The 15258-nt window shown below is 42.0% G+C and carries 13 protein-coding genes; 3 read left to right on the top strand and 10 right to left on the bottom strand.

The window, feature by feature from the left end:
- Positions 1 to 2: 2 nt before the first annotated feature.
- From E2K93_RS11795 to E2K93_RS11785, 3 genes are all read right to left on the bottom strand, one after another.
- Complete coding sequence (locus tag E2K93_RS11795) at positions 3 to 221, bottom strand: hypothetical protein (protein WP_189637762.1); 219 nt, start codon at positions 219 to 221, stop codon at positions 3 to 5.
- Positions 222 to 248: 27 nt separating this feature from the next.
- Positions 249 to 620, bottom strand: a complete 372-nt coding sequence (locus tag E2K93_RS11790; RefSeq protein WP_135439285.1) for a ribonuclease E inhibitor RraB — start codon at positions 618 to 620, stop codon at positions 249 to 251.
- 81 nt (positions 621 to 701) lie between these two features.
- Positions 702 to 1064 (bottom strand): hypothetical protein, encoded by a 363-nt coding sequence (locus E2K93_RS11785; RefSeq protein WP_135439284.1) that lies wholly within the window; start codon positions 1062 to 1064, stop codon positions 702 to 704.
- Positions 1065 to 1204: 140 nt separating this feature from the next.
- On the opposite strand from E2K93_RS11785, the gene E2K93_RS11780 reads away from it, so the two are divergent.
- On the top strand, positions 1205 to 4042 hold the full coding sequence (locus E2K93_RS11780) for a prolyl oligopeptidase family serine peptidase (protein WP_135439283.1): 2838 nt from the start codon (positions 1205 to 1207) through the stop codon (positions 4040 to 4042).
- 92 nt (positions 4043 to 4134) lie between these two features.
- Here the strand turns inward: E2K93_RS11780 and E2K93_RS11775 are convergent, their stop codons facing one another.
- The 4 genes from E2K93_RS11775 to E2K93_RS11760 form a co-directional block, all read right to left on the bottom strand.
- A complete protein-coding gene (locus E2K93_RS11775) occupies positions 4135 to 5535 on the bottom strand; it encodes an amidohydrolase family protein (protein ID WP_135439282.1) in 1401 nt (466 codons plus the stop codon).
- 177 nt (positions 5536 to 5712) lie between these two features.
- Entirely contained in the window at positions 5713 to 7407 is a 1695-nt protein-coding gene (locus tag E2K93_RS11770; protein WP_135439281.1) for an NAD-dependent malic enzyme, read from the bottom strand.
- A gap of 110 nt (positions 7408 to 7517) precedes the next feature.
- Positions 7518 to 7718 (bottom strand): Fe-S cluster assembly protein IscX, encoded by a 201-nt coding sequence (gene iscX, locus E2K93_RS11765; RefSeq protein ID WP_189637761.1) that lies wholly within the window; start codon positions 7716 to 7718, stop codon positions 7518 to 7520.
- A 144-nt stretch (positions 7719 to 7862) separates the two neighbouring features.
- A complete protein-coding gene (locus tag E2K93_RS11760) occupies positions 7863 to 10175 on the bottom strand; it encodes an aminotransferase class V-fold PLP-dependent enzyme (protein WP_135439280.1) in 2313 nt (770 codons plus the stop codon).
- Positions 10176 to 10433: 258 nt separating this feature from the next.
- On the opposite strand from E2K93_RS11760, the gene E2K93_RS11755 reads away from it, so the two are divergent.
- Positions 10434 to 11615: a porin gene (locus tag E2K93_RS11755; protein WP_135439279.1), complete on the top strand. Its 1182-nt coding sequence runs from the start codon at positions 10434 to 10436 to the stop codon at positions 11613 to 11615.
- Between the two features lie 126 nt (positions 11616 to 11741).
- Here the strand turns inward: E2K93_RS11755 and E2K93_RS11750 are convergent, their stop codons facing one another.
- The 3 genes from E2K93_RS11750 to E2K93_RS11740 are packed head-to-tail and all read right to left on the bottom strand — an operon-like array spanning position 11742 to position 14168.
- Positions 11742 to 12311: a glutathione S-transferase family protein gene (locus tag E2K93_RS11750; RefSeq protein ID WP_135439278.1), complete on the bottom strand. Its 570-nt coding sequence runs from the start codon at positions 12309 to 12311 to the stop codon at positions 11742 to 11744.
- Positions 12312 to 12358: 47 nt separating this feature from the next.
- Positions 12359 to 13219, bottom strand: coding sequence for a polyamine aminopropyltransferase (speE, locus tag E2K93_RS11745; RefSeq protein ID WP_135439277.1), 861 nt, complete (start codon positions 13217 to 13219; stop codon positions 12359 to 12361).
- Entirely contained in the window at positions 13209 to 14168 is a 960-nt protein-coding gene (locus tag E2K93_RS11740) for an adenosylmethionine decarboxylase (RefSeq protein ID WP_135439276.1), read from the bottom strand. Before E2K93_RS11740 ends, speE begins: the two co-directional genes overlap by 11 nt.
- A 492-nt stretch (positions 14169 to 14660) precedes the next feature.
- Between E2K93_RS11740 and E2K93_RS11735 the strand changes: the two genes are divergently transcribed.
- Positions 14661 to 15089: a TipAS antibiotic-recognition domain-containing protein gene (locus tag E2K93_RS11735; RefSeq protein ID WP_135439275.1), complete on the top strand. Its 429-nt coding sequence runs from the start codon at positions 14661 to 14663 to the stop codon at positions 15087 to 15089.
- The last annotated feature ends 169 nt before the right edge of the window (positions 15090 to 15258 follow it).

Here is a 15258-nt window from a genome sequence, read left to right as displayed (position 1 = left end):
CGTCAGCCTATATCAAGCTCAATATCAGTACAGCCCGCTTTACAGCGAACACGAGCGGCAGAATTTGTGGTTTTCGCCACAAACTGAATCTCTTTTCGACAGGATTTGCATTGCATAGGACGACCAAGAAGCACCTTTTTAATCAGTGCTTTTTGGTCATTATAAGATTTGGCCGTGAGCTTGCTAAAGCTTTTCAGCCTAGATGTATCGATATCGGACATACTACTTTCCCGATAGAAAAATTAAAGTTAACCTTGCGGTGGACAATACCAACCATCGTAAATGCCATCAAACTTTCTGGCATGTGTTTCTAACAATGTTTGATAAGCAACAACATTGTCATAACTGGCGGCCATTTCTGGGTAGGCTGTTATTTCCCAAGGGTGTTCAGGGTTTTCTAAATAAGGACAAAATGACAATTTTTGATTATTTGCTAGCAACACATTACCAAATTTTATCGCTTGCTCTTGTGAAGGGAAGATAACCGAAAATTGAATTTCTCTCGGTCTGTTTAAGTCGTCCCCTTCTAGCGCCATATGCCACAGCATATTACCATTGGCATCGCTAGGAAACTTGGCTAAATCTCTGTTTTGTTCGAAAATTTTTGTCGTTTGTTCCATTGGGGGCACCTAACTGATTGGCCTTAAGTTATTAACAAATAAGATATTAATGTTAAGTTTAGCATGTATTTAAAATTCTACTCAATCGCCCTGCACCCTAGATAGGGTATAGCTTTCGCCTGTAATCACATGCTGGTAGGTGAATTCATCATCCGTTAATTTAATAATTTTATACGCTTGGTAATTGTCTTCGTCTTCAAGGTTTGCAGGGTATTCATTGTTGCCAATAATTTCGGCTTTGGTAATGGTAAAATGGATATTACCCACCACGCCCCAGTCGCCACGCTCAGTCATTTCTTCAATTAACGTGCCGTCAGCTTTGTATGTATAGAAAGTAAAAGAAAAGCTACCGTCAGCAAACATTTGTGCAAACTCGCTGTAATTCTCGTCGCTATCTTTATCGCTACGATGCCAATTTCCGATAAGTTGTTGTCGGTGAAACATGTCAGTAACCGTTGAACAGTGATATTTGCCGCTACGATAACCTATTTGTCGCCAAAATTCTGCAACTTAGCTTGAAATTAGTTGATTTAGATGTGCTGACAGGGATAATCAATATCAACATCAGGAAAACAATAAAGACTATGAAAACATTACCCCTTAATAAATGGTCAAAAATGGCTTTAGCCATTTCCCTGACATTCAGCACTCAAGCGTTGGCTGTTGAACAACGTCCGTTACAAGTAACGGATGTGATGAAGTTTAAAGAAATCAAAAAACCAACACTAACCGACAATGGTGAGTGGTTATCCTATACCGCACAAATGGATCGAGGCGATAGCAGCTTTCACGTCATCAATACCGATGGTAAAACCCGCTTTGATGTCGAGCTAGGCAATGGTGGTCAAGTTTCAGCTGATGGCAAATACGCTGCGGTATTAATAAAGCCGTCATTACTGAGTAATGAAAAAGCGAGTAAAAAAGAGAAAAAGGACCTTAAAAGCAACCTTAAGGTTATCAATCTCAGTACCGGTGCCGAGCAAGTATTTGAAGCTGTCGAAGATTACCAGCTGAGTGATACTGGCGGTTTTGTTGCATTCAGTCAAATACAAGACGATAAAACTGAAGATGCTGACGCAGCAAAAGACAAAGCGGATGACAGCAAGGCTGAAGCCAAAGATGATGAGAACGACGTCGCTTTGCACAATAGAAAGCGCATCAAATACAACCTAACGGTAGTCAACCTACAAGACAGCAGCAGCCAGGTTATTGAAGACGTCGACAATTTTAGCTTTTCAAGCAAACGTGCGGTTTTGGTATACAGCGTCAGTGTTGAAGATGGTAGCAATAATAGCCTTAAAGCGATCAATCTAAATGGCGATAAAGCATTCACTATTGTCAGTCAAGGCAGCAGCAGTTTTGATCATCTAAGTTGGAGCCACAACGGCGACAAGCTAGCATTTATTGAAGGTGACTTTAGTAAAAAAGATGATTCTCGTCGCCATAAATTAAAAATATGGAACAGCGATAAGAACTCGATTAAAACCGTAAAAACGTCGACTGAGCAACAACAAAAATGGTTTATCTCCAGTACCAATAAACTGACTTGGTCAGCGGATGATGAGCGTTTATTCTTTGGATTCAAGCCGGTTATCGCCAAACCTGAAGAAATTGATAGCAAACCAGAAGATCAAGCGGACTTGTATAACGTTGACAAAATCGTTGCAAAACGCAATCTCCAAATCTGGCATGGTAACGATCCGCTGATCAAAACCAATGAAAAATTCCAGTACAACCGTGACAAAAAAGCGTTTTACACCGCGGTCTACCATGTTGATGACAACGAGCTTGTTCGCTTAGCAAACAAAGACATTTTTAATGTTGTCGCCAGCAATAATGAAAACGCGGTATTAGGTCAAACGGATTTAAACTATCGCCGTATTCGCACATGGGAAGGTTTCTTCTCTGACTTTTACATTGTTGACCTTGATGATGGTGAAAAGCACCTTGTTGTCGAAAAACTCAGCTCATACACACCGGTTAAACTCAGTGAATCTGGTCGTTACGCAGCGTATTATCAAGACGGTCATTACTGGGCCTATGACAGCGATAAAAACCGTCGTGTTAACTTAACAAAGAACATTGATGTCAGCTTTGCTAATGAAGATCACGATTACCCATCAGCAGCACCAGGATACGGCATTGCCGGTTGGTTAGCAGACGATGAAGGTGTGTTGGTATATGACAAGTTCGATATCTGGTTATTAGCCACCGATGGCGAGGACAGCCAATGTTTAACCTGTAGCCTTGGTCGTCCTAATAACCTGCAATTTCGCATAAATGATCTTGATAAAGATAATGACATTATCGATGAAGACGCGACGTTATTGCTGACCAGCTATAACGATGATAAGAAAAACTTTGGTTTTTATCAGCTTGCCCTTGGTCAAGACAAAGCACCAGTAAAACTTGTTGAAGACAATAAAAAATATAAGTTTATTGGCAAAGCTAAAGATGCTGACAAGATTTTATTTAGTCGTGAAGATTTCCAAGAGTTTCCAGATTTATGGGTGTCGGATTTAAACCCTGCCAATGGCAAGAAATTGACCGATGTAAACCCACAAGTTGATGACTTTTTATGGGGCCAACCTGAACTGGTTGATTGGCGCTCTAGCAATGGTGAAAGACACCAAGGCATTCTGATCAAGCCAGCAAATTATGTTGAAGGCGTGCAATACCCCGTTGTTGTTTACTATTACCGTTTGTTCTCACAACGTATGTATGAGTTCAACCAAATGAAAGTAAACCACAGACCGAACTTCCCTCTGTACAGCTCAAATGGTTACGCCATATTCTTACCTGACGTACACTTTGATGTTGGCACACCGGGTCACTCAACCAACAAATCGATCTTACCAGGTTTGCAAAAGATCATTGATATGGGTGTTGCCGATCCAAACGCCATTGGTTTGCATGGACATAGCTGGAGTGGTTATCAAACTCTGCATTCCATCACCGAAACCAATATGTTCGCCGCTGCTGTCTCAGGTGCGCCCGTTGCCAATATGACCAGCGCTTACTCAGGTATTCGTCTAGGCACTGGTTTAGCGCGTCAATTCCAATATGAAATGGGCCAAAGCCGCATTGGTGCCTCGATGTTTGAGCGCCGTGATTTGTATATTGAGAACTCACCAGTATTTTTTGCTGACCGAATCACCACACCTTTGTTAATGCAGTTTGGTGATATTGATGATGCGGTACCGTGGCAACAAGGGGTCGAAATGTACTTGGCGATGCGTCGTCTTGATAAAGAGGTTATCTTACTGCAATACGAAGGTGAGCCGCATCACTTGAAGAAATACCCTAATAAGGTCGATTACACCATTAAAATGATGCAATACTTTGATCATTATCTAAAAGGTAAACCGGCACCTGAGTGGATGACGCAAGGCGAAGCCTACCGCGACAAAAAAGCAGACTAAATAGTCGAATTATTAGCGCGATAAAAAGCCCTATTCAACCAGCAAAAAGCACGACTAAGGTCGTGCTTTTTTTATTTAAAGCTGCGGCTTAGTTATTGCTGCAGATGGACTGTGGTACCATTTTGCACCACTCGATGAATCGATTGAGTATGCTTAATATCGAGCAACGGGTTTTTATCAAGAACGATAAAATCAGCGATATAACCGGTTTTTAATAGACCAAATTTCGCGTCTTTATCTATCACATAAGCGCCATTGCGCGTCGCCATTTGCAATACCTTTTGCTCACTAATGCCCGCCTCGACCATAAGTGCCATTTCTTGATGTAAGCTAATGCCCGGAATAGTCCATGGGTTGCCCACATCCGTGCCTATTGTTAATGTCACGCCTGCTTGATCAAGCATTTTGACAAACTCAAGTACCTTTGGCCAAACCGCCTGAGCACGTTTAAAGTCTGCATCCGTCCAACCTAGGTTAAAAGTGAAAAACGTTTGCCAGTTGGTTAACAAACTGGGGTGAACTTCACTCAAGGCTGGGTGCTTGGTTACCGCATCCTGATCGCCAAAAAAGGCGTTATAAAACACAATCAAAGTGGGATCTACACTGACATTGTGCTCGCGTAAACTGTTGATCATTTGCGCAACTTCCGCGCTTTTTAGATCAACTAATTCGTACCATTCAAAAAAGCGAAAGCTGCCCGGTCGAGCGCTTTTGTCAAAGCTTTGCTTGTGTGGTTCAGGTAGCAGTTCGGCTGATAAAGGCATGGCATGGACGATATGATCAATGCCTAATTGTGCGCCGGTTTGCCAATTTACTTTTTCAAGGTGAGCGATAACCTGCAGATCGTAACTGTCGGCATGGCGCACTGCGCTTTTTAATTGTTGCTCTGTTAAGCCGGTATACAACTTTACGTAATCAACGCCTAACTTGCTTTGCTGTTCAATGCTATTGGCAATAGAGAGCTCATCGTCAACCACAGTAACCAAACCGGCAAAGGCTAAATCATTGAGTAAATGCCCCGCAACAAAGGCTTTAGGCCCTTTGACTTGACCTTGTACCTGACTCTGCTTGTAGTTCACATTAGCCTGACTATCACCGCCAGGATTGCGAATGGTGGTAATGCCCCAACGCAACATGCTATTGGCGTTAACGGCCGCAATGTCGGCACCGTTATAAGCACTTAAATGAACTTGTTTATCGCGAACGGTGGCGCTCACTGCCCCTAATGACATATGGGCATGACTGTCAATCAACCCCGGCATAACGAAACGATGCTCTAGGTCGATAACTTGTGTGTCTTGGTTTTGCTCGGGCTTGCCCGAGCCAATATAGACAATGTGTTGGTCTTCAACCAAGATGTATTGCTTGCCGTGCTGCTGCCCTGTGTCGACATCAAGCACCGTCGCATTGCTATATAAACTGCTCTTTGCCCACAACATTGGACTGCCAAGCAAGCATACCGTTAAGGTTGTTATCATTCGCCATTTCGACATGGTTGTCTCCTATAAAAATGTCGTTGCGTTACTTGTCAGTCAGCGGTGAGATGAAATTCTTACAAAAATTTTTAGCAAATATGTATTTAAAGGCGGGGTGTTGCGATATTTGCGCAGCAGAAAACAAAACGCCTCACTAAATAGCGAGGCGTTTTTTATCGAGATATGCGAACAAATTTAGATGGTTGAGCGTTTGTATTGACGATACTCAGGCATCCAGAAATTACTTTCGATATTAGCCAGCAATTGCTCATCGCTTAGCTCTAATGCCAAACCTTGTTGCATTGCCAATTTACCAATTTTAAAGGCGATTTTTTTACTGATATCTGAAATTTGCGTCAATGGCGGTAACAAACCACCTTTACCGGTATTCGCCAATGGTGACTCAGCCGCTAAGGTTTCACTGGCGATCATTAGCATTTCATCACTGATGAATTTGATGTTCGCAGCAACAACACCCAAGCCTATACCTGGGAAGATATACGAGTTATTGCACTGCGCTATGTGATAAGACTCGTCTTTATATTCAATCGGGTCAAATGGGCTACCCGTGGCGATCACCACGTCACCATCAGTCCATTCAATAACTTGTTGTGGGTGTGCCTCAACCTGTTTTGATGGGTTTGATAGTGGGAAAACAATCGGTGTTTTTGTCCCTGCGTGCATGGCTTTAATGACTTGTTCAGTAAACAGCCCTGCTTGGCCAGAAACACCGATTAAAATATCAGGTTTTGCACAGTGCATAACGTCAAGTAACGAGGCAAATTCACCAGAGAACGTCCACTCTTTAAGTGCTGATTTTTGTTGTACCAACTTTTGTTGGAAATCACGCAGATCTTCCATACCTTCAGTCAATAAACCGAAACGGTCAATCATATAAACGTGCTGGCGAGCTTGTTCATCACTTAACCCTTCGCTGATCATTTGCGCGATGATTTGCTCGGCGATACCACAACCGGCGGAACCAGCACCAACAAAGGCGACGTTCATTTCTGATAGCTTCTTGCCTTTAATACGACATGCGGCCAACAATGTACCGACGGTTACCGATGCTGTGCCTTGAATATCATCATTAAAACAACAGATCTCATTACGGTAACGCTCCAATAACGGCATTGCGTTTGGTTGAGCAAAATCTTCCCATTGCAATAAAACGCCTGGCCAACGACGGTTTACGGCTTGAATAAACAATTCAACAAACTCGTCATATTCTTCCTGGCTGATACGTTTATGACGAGCGCCCATATACATAGGATCGTTTAACAACGCTTCGTTATTGGTACCCACATCAAGCATAATAGGCATAGTGTAAGCTGGACTAATACCACCACATGCGGTGTATAACGATAGCTTACCAATTGGAATACCCATACCACCGATACCTTGGTCACCTAAGCCAAGAATACGCTCACCATCGGTCACAACAATAACTTTAACTTTGTGCTTGGTGGCATTTTGCAGAATGTCGTCGATCTGATGACGCTCGGAGTAAGAGATAAATAGACCACGATTTGAACGATAAATGTCAGAGAATTTTTCACAGGCATCACCGACCGTTGGGGTGTAAATAATCGGCATCATTTCTTCAAGATGTGCCTGTACTAAGGCATGAAACAAGGTTTCATTTTTATCTTGAATATTGCGTAAATAAATATGCTTGTTCAGACCACTGCGAAAACATGAGTATTGCATGTAGGCACGCTCAACTTGTTCTTCAATGGTTTCAAAACGCGGTGGGATCAAACCGGTTAAGTTAAAATTAACACGTTCTTGAGCACTAAAAGCACTGCCTTTATTCAGCAAAGGGGTTTCCAATAAGATTGGCCCTGCATAGGGAATATATAAAGGTCGTTTTCTGCTTTCGTTGCTCATTTTTTGTTGTCCGAAAATTGTAAAATGGCGCGTATTGTATAGTCTTTTTAGACACTTGGCTAATGTCAGTTACAGCTGGTGACAAAATAGATCAGAATCGGGGGGCGAAATTAATCCGCCTCATCAATCCAAGCTAATTGAATCGCCTCAAGAATGCGCTCGCCGCAATGATCGGCATCATCATCAAATCGCTCAAGTGCTAAAACCCACTGCATCAAATCGGTAAACCGTATTTGGGTGGGATCAACATCAGGATGCTGCTCGATTAAATCCAATGCAATTTCCAAAGAATCAGTCCATTTCAATGACATGTAACAATACCCAAGTAACCTAACGTACAGCTAAATATAGATGATTTTTAACCACTACGGCGGTAAATGGCAAAGGCTAATATACAAAAAAGCCCTGCAGGCACTGCCTACAGGGCTTTGATATCATGCCATAGTAACCGATGACTAGTTCATCAAGGCAAAGCCACCTGGTACATGGTATACATTTTCAAAGTGCATACGTTTTAGCGTTTTCGCTGCAGCATCCGAACGATTTCCGCTACGGCAAACACAAATAAACGCTTGCTGTTCTTTATCTTTGACGTGGTTATGAACAAAGTTAGTTAGCTGTGTTAGAGGTACATTGACCAATTTTTGTTGACGTAAGTACTCTTCACGGAACGCTTCAAATTCTTGTGGTTCACGCACATCAATCACCATCACATTTGGGTGCTTGGTGATAAAGTCATTTAGCTTTTCTGGGTGTACATCGATGCTTGGCTCAATATTTTGTCTGATATTGCCACAGTAATTAGGCTCACAGTCCTCGCCAATGGTGTTATCAAGTTCAGCTTTGGCTATAACGAACGCCGCTTTAGTCACTGCATTTTTGCACACCTCAGCCAACAATGTGTTATTGCTTTGTTCAAGAGCAAAGGTGGTTGTGAACAACTGCTTGTAGTCATGTGCCGGACACAGCAAGGTCTCTTCATTGACCAGAGCGTACAGGTGTTGAATAGAATCGTATAAGTTCTCAGCATTACTGTTATTGAAATCAGAACGACCAATACCACCAATTTGAATGGTATCGCCTGCGAATACGTAATCGATATCATCCGCTGCCAATTTACCCGCTTTGGCGTCACCTAATAAATAGGTCACACTATTATTGGTATGCCCTGGTGTCGCAACCTTGACCAATACCTTGTCACCCAAGGTAATACAGCTAGCCAGTGATTCGTCGTTTAGCTCAACGGTTTGTGCAATCTCGGTTGGCCAGCCATTTTCATCAACGGCCGTTGATGCCATATTGTCACGTACAATTTCGCGCAACATGCCGGCACAGCTTTCTTTGTCGCTGTGATCATGAGTGGTCAAAATGGCACGTATTTCGTAATCACGGCAACGAATAAATGTTTCAAACTTTTCCGATAGCTCTGCTACTGGATCAATTAAAATCACTTGTTTGGCCTGTTTATCAACATAGCACCAGGTGCATTGTGAGTCGTAAACCCATTGCTGTAAGCCATCAAATTTACTGTCGATATCTTCCTGAGTATCGGATATCACTAAGCAACTGTTACGCATCGCCGACGCAGCTTTTAATATAGCGGCACAAGCATTGTCAATTTCTTGCTGTGTGGTTGCCGGACCAAATGACATGCGAATCGCACCTTCACTTTGCCAAGTTGGTTTACCCATAGCATCAAGGACAAAACTACCGGTGACTTTCGAGCTACAAGCAGAACCCGCACTTACGCGAATCTTACCGGCATCAAACACATCCATGATGTCTTTGCTGCTTAAGCCTTTAACGGCGAAATTTAACGTGGTTGGCAATGAATAATCAAAGTCATGGTTATACACGATTGCCGGGAATGCGATTTTTAACGTACTCGCCAATTGTGCGCGGTATGACTCTAATACTTGGTGTGACTTAAAGGTGTCATCATTGTCGTCACTCAATAGATTAAAAATCGCGTTAAGAGCAGCAATGCCAGGTAGGTTTTCGGTACCGGAACGCAAGCCGCTTTCTTGACCACCGCCAGCAATAAATGGTGTGTAAGGCGCACCATGGCGGACGTACAAAACGCCGATACCTTTAGGACCATATAATTTATGACCACTAAAAGGTGCGTAATCAATGGTTGTTTTTGACAGCTCTAAGTCAATCTTACCTAGCGCCTGTACACAGTCGACCATCCACAACACATCAGGGTTATTATCACGGATAACTTTTTCGAGCGCGGCTAAATTTTGAAACACACCGGTTTCGTTATTCGCAGCCATGGTACAAATCATTAGCGCATTGCTGGCATGTTCGGCGATAAATTCAAAATCAAGAATACCGTTTTCATCAACAGGAATCGCCACAACGTCTGCGCCAACCCCCAACATTTTGTTCCAATGTTTTAATGTTTCGGGTACCGCTTTGTGTTCGGTTGCGCCATAGAGCAACACCGGATTTGCCGAATGAATGCCCTTTTCTTTAACCGCGTTTAACGCAGAAATAATTGATGTTTGAATACCTTCTGTCGCCCCAGAGGTAAAAATAATTTCACCATCCGTTGCACCGGTCACCTGACGAGTCAAAGTACGGGTTGATTCAAGGATATACTTTGCCTTGATCCCGGTTGAATGCGATGAGCTCGGATTACCGTAACACATGTTCATGGTATGAATCGCAGCTTCGGCTGCTTGCGGTAATACTGGCGTTGTTGCGTTGTTATCTAGATAGATCTCATTTTGAGTTACCTGGATATCTGTTAAGTTCAACATATTCGACTTCTTCTCTGATGACCCTGAATATGCTTTATATTCTAACCAATTATATCTTGTAGCTCTAGGTTATAAGGGCGTAAAAATTTGTTAATTGCATAAAATAGTGTTTTTTTTTCGACAATAAATGTTTACGCAGCCTGCTTAGCCATTGATTTAAGTTAAAATTTTGTTAATTAACAAGAAAAATTAAGATCTTTGCATATACTTGATTATTAATAACCATAAAAAATTGACTCATTGACGAGGAGTTCAGGTATGAAAACAAAGCTGTCCTTAGCGGTTGCTGCGATCGCGTGCGCCCTTTCTTCTACAACACAAGCCATTGAAATTTATAAAGATGATAAAACATCAGTGGCAACTCGTGGTTACTTACGATTAACCTTTGAAAGCAATAACAATAGTGATGAACTCACTGACGGTGGTTCTCGTTGGGGTCTTGATTTTACGCGTAAGATTCAAGGAGGCTGGACTGCTGGTGTCACTACCGAGTGGGCGATGAACTTTGAAAGCAATAAAGATTTCTCAGTTAGTTTTCGTGGTAATGATTCAAACGTTGCTACAGGTGATGCGGGCGACACTTTATCTTCGCGTCTCGGCTATATACACATGACCCACGATACGTGGGGTAGCTTTGGTTTCGGCAAGCAATGGAGTGTCTACTATGATGTCACGGGCGTTACCGATTTACTTGATTACTATGGTGGTAGCGCATTAGGTGTCTATAACCTTGGTGGCGATGGTGGTTTGTCTGGTACAGGTCGTGCGGAGCAAGCCATTACATGGCGCAAATCCTTCGGCAACTTAAATGTCGGCTTACAATACCAAGCGCAAGATGAGGACATCACATTAGATTTACCCGATTGTGCGGGTATAACCGATACCCAGGCTGCCTTTGATTTATGTGAATCTCTCAATGGTGTTAGTTTAGGTACCATTGGCGACGGTTACGGTGCTTCACTGTCCTATCGTTTCGGTAAATTTTGGGCGGGTGTTGCCCACAACGTAACCGAAATTGAAGGTAACAGTACAGCGGATGCCATAGGATTAGGCAACGCTGAAGATGACACCATCTCAGCGGTAGCGGCAACTTACGGTACATTATTAGATGGATTATATATTGCAGTTGGCGCTGCAACGTCAGAATTTCATGAACTGGATGACACCGGCAACTATTTAGATACTATGGGTTATGAAGCGATGATCCGATATAACTTTAATAGTGGTTTTGGTTTTTATGGTGGCATGAACTATCTAGAATCTGACGAAGATGACAATGATTTTGAAATCAGCTATCCATTTCTTGGTGCCGATTACGTATTTATAGATGATATTGGTTTTGTTTTTGCTGAAGTGAGAATGAATGACAATGTCAATGCCGATGGCAGTGACGGTAATGACAATACCGATGTTGCAGTAGGCATTCGTGTCAATCTCTAAGTGATAATGTTGGCAACACTCATTGTTAATGTACAACAAAAGGTCGGCTCAACGCCGACCTTTTTTATGTCTGTTTAGGTTGAACCCCTTGCAGCATAAGCAAATAGCTTTTTAACTCAAAAGCGATTACCTTGGATCTGTGGTAATCACATCTTCGCGCTGTTGATGCTGTTGATGAAACGCTGATAAAGAGTGAAACTTGCTGACATCATATAACTCTCGAAAGCTCATCCAATCAAGTAAGCAAAATAAACAAATGCTTGGATAGTGCCAGTCATTAAATTGCCCTGCCTTACAATGCACTTCTAAACTGTGCATCGCCTTATCTATGCGTTGTTTTTGCAAATTAAAAAACAACGCGTCTTGGTCGCTATCAATATCACTGCGACTTAACAAAAACATACTGACTAGCGAGTCATTAATAGAATCAACCAAGGTCAGTAAATTTTCTTGCGGCCAAGAAATCGGTGTAAGTTCAAACTTTTGCGTTAAATACCTGAAGATAACGCGAGAGTCGAAAATACACTGTTCATCATCAACTAAGAATGGAATCTTTAAGGTTGGATTTTTAGCAATCAGCAGGTTGCGGTCATCGTCATTGAAAATATCCATCGCGATAAACTCGAGAGGAATGCTATGGGCGAAAATACGAATACGTCGTGCATAAGGCGATGTGGTTGAACCGTAGAGTTTCATTGATTTATCCAAATATGAGACAAGTTCTGTCGTCTCTTGTGTTCTAGTTATCCATTGGCAATTAAGCCTTCCAGACCTTTACGAGCAAAGTTTGGCAAGCTAAACGCCGCTTTATGTACCGCACAATTGTAATAATCAAACTCTAGGCCAGAATTGTGCACGCGAGAAAGATTAAAGTCTTGTAGTGGGTGATATTTTTTCGATGCAAAGGTAAAACTCCACAAGCCGCCTGGGTAAGTGAGGTTGCTAAAGTTATACAAAAAGCATTGTGGAAAGACACTGTTTAGGACATGTAATAATGATTGCTGAATATCCATTGCGTACCATGATGACTCCCCTTGTGATACCACCACACCATCATCCGTCATACAGTTGAATACATCTTGGTAAAACTCTGGGCCAAAAAGCGGCGCTGCGGGGCCGATAGGGTCGGTGCTATCAATGATCACGACATCAAACTTTTCGTTGGTTTCTTTGACAAATTTAACGCCATCGGCAATCAGTAGATCAAGGCGAGGATTATCAAGTTCACATGATGTTTGTGGAATATGCTCTCGACACGCCTTAACGACCATAGCATCGATTTCAACCATGGTGCATTTCTCAACACCGCTATGACGCAGTACTTCACGCGCGGTTCCGCCGTCACCGCCACCAATGATTAATACGTTTTTAGGATTGGGGTGCACAAATAACGGCACGTGAGCAATCATGTCATGGTAGGCGAACTCATCACGTTCAGTCACCATAATCAAACCATCGTTCAGTAACATTTTGCCGTGCCCTCGAGTTTCCACAACATCCACGGTTTGGTGGTCACTTTTACCAGAAAAAAGTACTTTTTCGACTTTGATTTTCAGGCTCAAAAAGTCCTGAAACTTCTCTTCTATCCATAACTCAGAGTGCATGGTTTTCTCCTGTTGCATCAAGCACCGCAGGCTTGGCAAATTGTTGTTTTGGGGCAATATAGTTTACAAAGCTTAGCTGATAACCGTTTGACATGGTTTCTGCCACTTTCGATTGGCAGACATAATGTTGCGGAATGTATTGGGTAATCAGTTGTTGCAGGTCAGGCTCATTAAAGGTCAGCAAATCAAACGAGGCTGGCTCTAATATGGTTAAAATGCTTGGTGCTAAACGGATCAAGTTTAAATTAGACTCAAAACTTACGTAGCTAATGCCTGCTTGCGGGGTAATGTGGATGGTAAAGTAATCGCTACCCTTAATCGCATTGACTGAGTAGCCATATGGGTCAAACACATAATCATCAAATTCAAACCCGGGCAATAATTGCTCTAACTGCAAATAACTGCGAATTTGTTCAGGTTGCAAGCCAGGTAAGGTCAACATCGTTGAGGCTTTGTCACTGATTTGATAAGCCAATAATTCATAAGTTTTGTCTTCACTATCAGCCTGATAATCACTGATTTGATGAAACACATAATTATGATGGCCGTCGAGTTCACCAAAACGATAGGCTTTGCCTGGCATATAATCTGACAACAAGCTGATATCATCACCAAACGAGCTAAATTGCGCCTGCGCGAAATATTCGTTTTTGCGTTGATAAAACACGTGTTGAATATTGTCCATACCGAAATGTTGGATGACGTACTCGACAGAGTTTACCAAACGGGTAACACCACAGGTCAATATCATCAGTCGATCCTTCCAAACAAAGAGACTCGATTCAGACAACAAATAGGCTTTGCAGTCGGCGTTTTTAACACTCGACAATATTTGCGCATTACAGCGACCAACCATTTCAGCCCAAAAGTTATCATCTACATCGTCAAGCAGTGACAACTGATCACTCACAATCACTTCTGCTTTTTTTTCAGAACCTTCGAAAAACAATAGTTAATCCTTAAAGACTTTATCCGATCGAAGCCAAAGGTATATGGCCACATCACGAATAATACATGCAATAATAGTGTTCGATATTTTACGTTCAACTGATAGAAAAACAATAGTCTAACCAATAACTAACACATTAACTGAAAACACTGCACTGATATAAGCCGGTAGCTAATGAGTGTTTTTTTATCGTTTTATTAGGTTCGTCGAAAACGCTTATTTGACGGCGCTTATGCTGCCATAACTATAAGTAGTATAGATGAAAAAAAACACTATACTTTAATGAAAATTTAAGCATAATTGTGGCAATTTTTTGCTATCAAATGATGCAGATAATAAGCAAATATTCGTTTTTTGTGTCAGCCTGCATATGTCCATTAAATTATCGCTCAATTGGTAAGCAAACAAATCAGCAATAGATGCAACTTATTGATTTTTTTAACGACTAAAATGCTGGCCTGACCGATTTAAACCTTGAATAACTGAGAACCAATGATGACTGACGAAAAAGAGTTTCAAGAAAACCCAGAATTAGAAAAACAAGAACAGTTAGCACGAGAGCGTGTTGGTGACGACAAAGTTGACGAACGCATGGAGCAACTGGCGAATATGAGCATAGAAGATACTATGGCTCTAAAGGACAAAGCCGAATCAGTGATGAGCAAAATCAGCGATTGTCAGACCCTTGCAATAGACTCAGAAGAGATGCAATTAATTGTTAGAGAGTACCTTATGTACAGTAACTTCGCATTGACCAAGTTGCAGGGAAAGTCAGTGTTGATAAACAAAGAGCGCTTCTTAAAAATGGCCGACTCAATTGCCAACGACGAACACCAAAAAGCGGCGTTTGAACAGCATGGTGCCGGTACCGCTGAACATTTCGCTAACGCCATCAAAATTTACGCTGAAGCCAACTTATAACCCGCCTCAATACAGGCCCTGTTCACAACAGGGCTTGATGTACTTCATTCGTTTAGATACCTATATCAACTCTACCTTTTAAGCACGACAACAGCACAGTATGTAATGGATAATAGATTGACGTTAACCTATTGAAAACGTTATGGTCTTATATTGCATATGGGTTGGA

Origin of the sequence: Thalassotalea sp. HSM 43 (assembly GCF_004752005.1) — a bacterium.
Lineage (GTDB): Bacteria > Pseudomonadota > Gammaproteobacteria > Enterobacterales > Alteromonadaceae > Thalassotalea_A.
The sequence above is the reverse complement of the archived record's forward strand: the minus strand, read 5'-3'. Positions and strand labels throughout refer to the sequence as shown.

Coding starts and splice junctions, on each gene's coding strand:
- speE (WP_135439277.1), bottom strand. CDS start 13,219: ATGCACTCTGAGTTATGGATAGAAGAGAAGTTTCAGGACTTTTTGAGC.
- E2K93_RS11755 (WP_135439279.1), top strand. CDS start 10,434: ATGAAAACAAAGCTGTCCTTAGCGGTTGCTGCGATCGCGTGCGCCCTT.
- E2K93_RS11735 (WP_135439275.1), top strand. CDS start 14,661: ATGATGACTGACGAAAAAGAGTTTCAAGAAAACCCAGAATTAGAAAAA.
- E2K93_RS11785 (WP_135439284.1), bottom strand. CDS start 1,064: ATGTTTCACCGACAACAACTTATCGGAAATTGGCATCGTAGCGATAAA.
- E2K93_RS11790 (WP_135439285.1), bottom strand. CDS start 620: ATGGAACAAACGACAAAAATTTTCGAACAAAACAGAGATTTAGCCAAG.
- E2K93_RS11760 (WP_135439280.1), bottom strand. CDS start 10,175: ATGTTGAACTTAACAGATATCCAGGTAACTCAAAATGAGATCTATCTA.
- iscX (WP_189637761.1), bottom strand. CDS start 7,718: ATGTCATTGAAATGGACTGATTCTTTGGAAATTGCATTGGATTTAATC.
- E2K93_RS11770 (WP_135439281.1), bottom strand. CDS start 7,407: ATGAGCAACGAAAGCAGAAAACGACCTTTATATATTCCCTATGCAGGG.
- E2K93_RS11780 (WP_135439283.1), top strand. CDS start 1,205: ATGAAAACATTACCCCTTAATAAATGGTCAAAAATGGCTTTAGCCATT.
- E2K93_RS11775 (WP_135439282.1), bottom strand. CDS start 5,535: ATGTCGAAATGGCGAATGATAACAACCTTAACGGTATGCTTGCTTGGC.
- E2K93_RS11750 (WP_135439278.1), bottom strand. CDS start 12,311: ATGAAACTCTACGGTTCAACCACATCGCCTTATGCACGACGTATTCGT.
- E2K93_RS11795 (WP_189637762.1), bottom strand. CDS start 221: ATGTCCGATATCGATACATCTAGGCTGAAAAGCTTTAGCAAGCTCACG.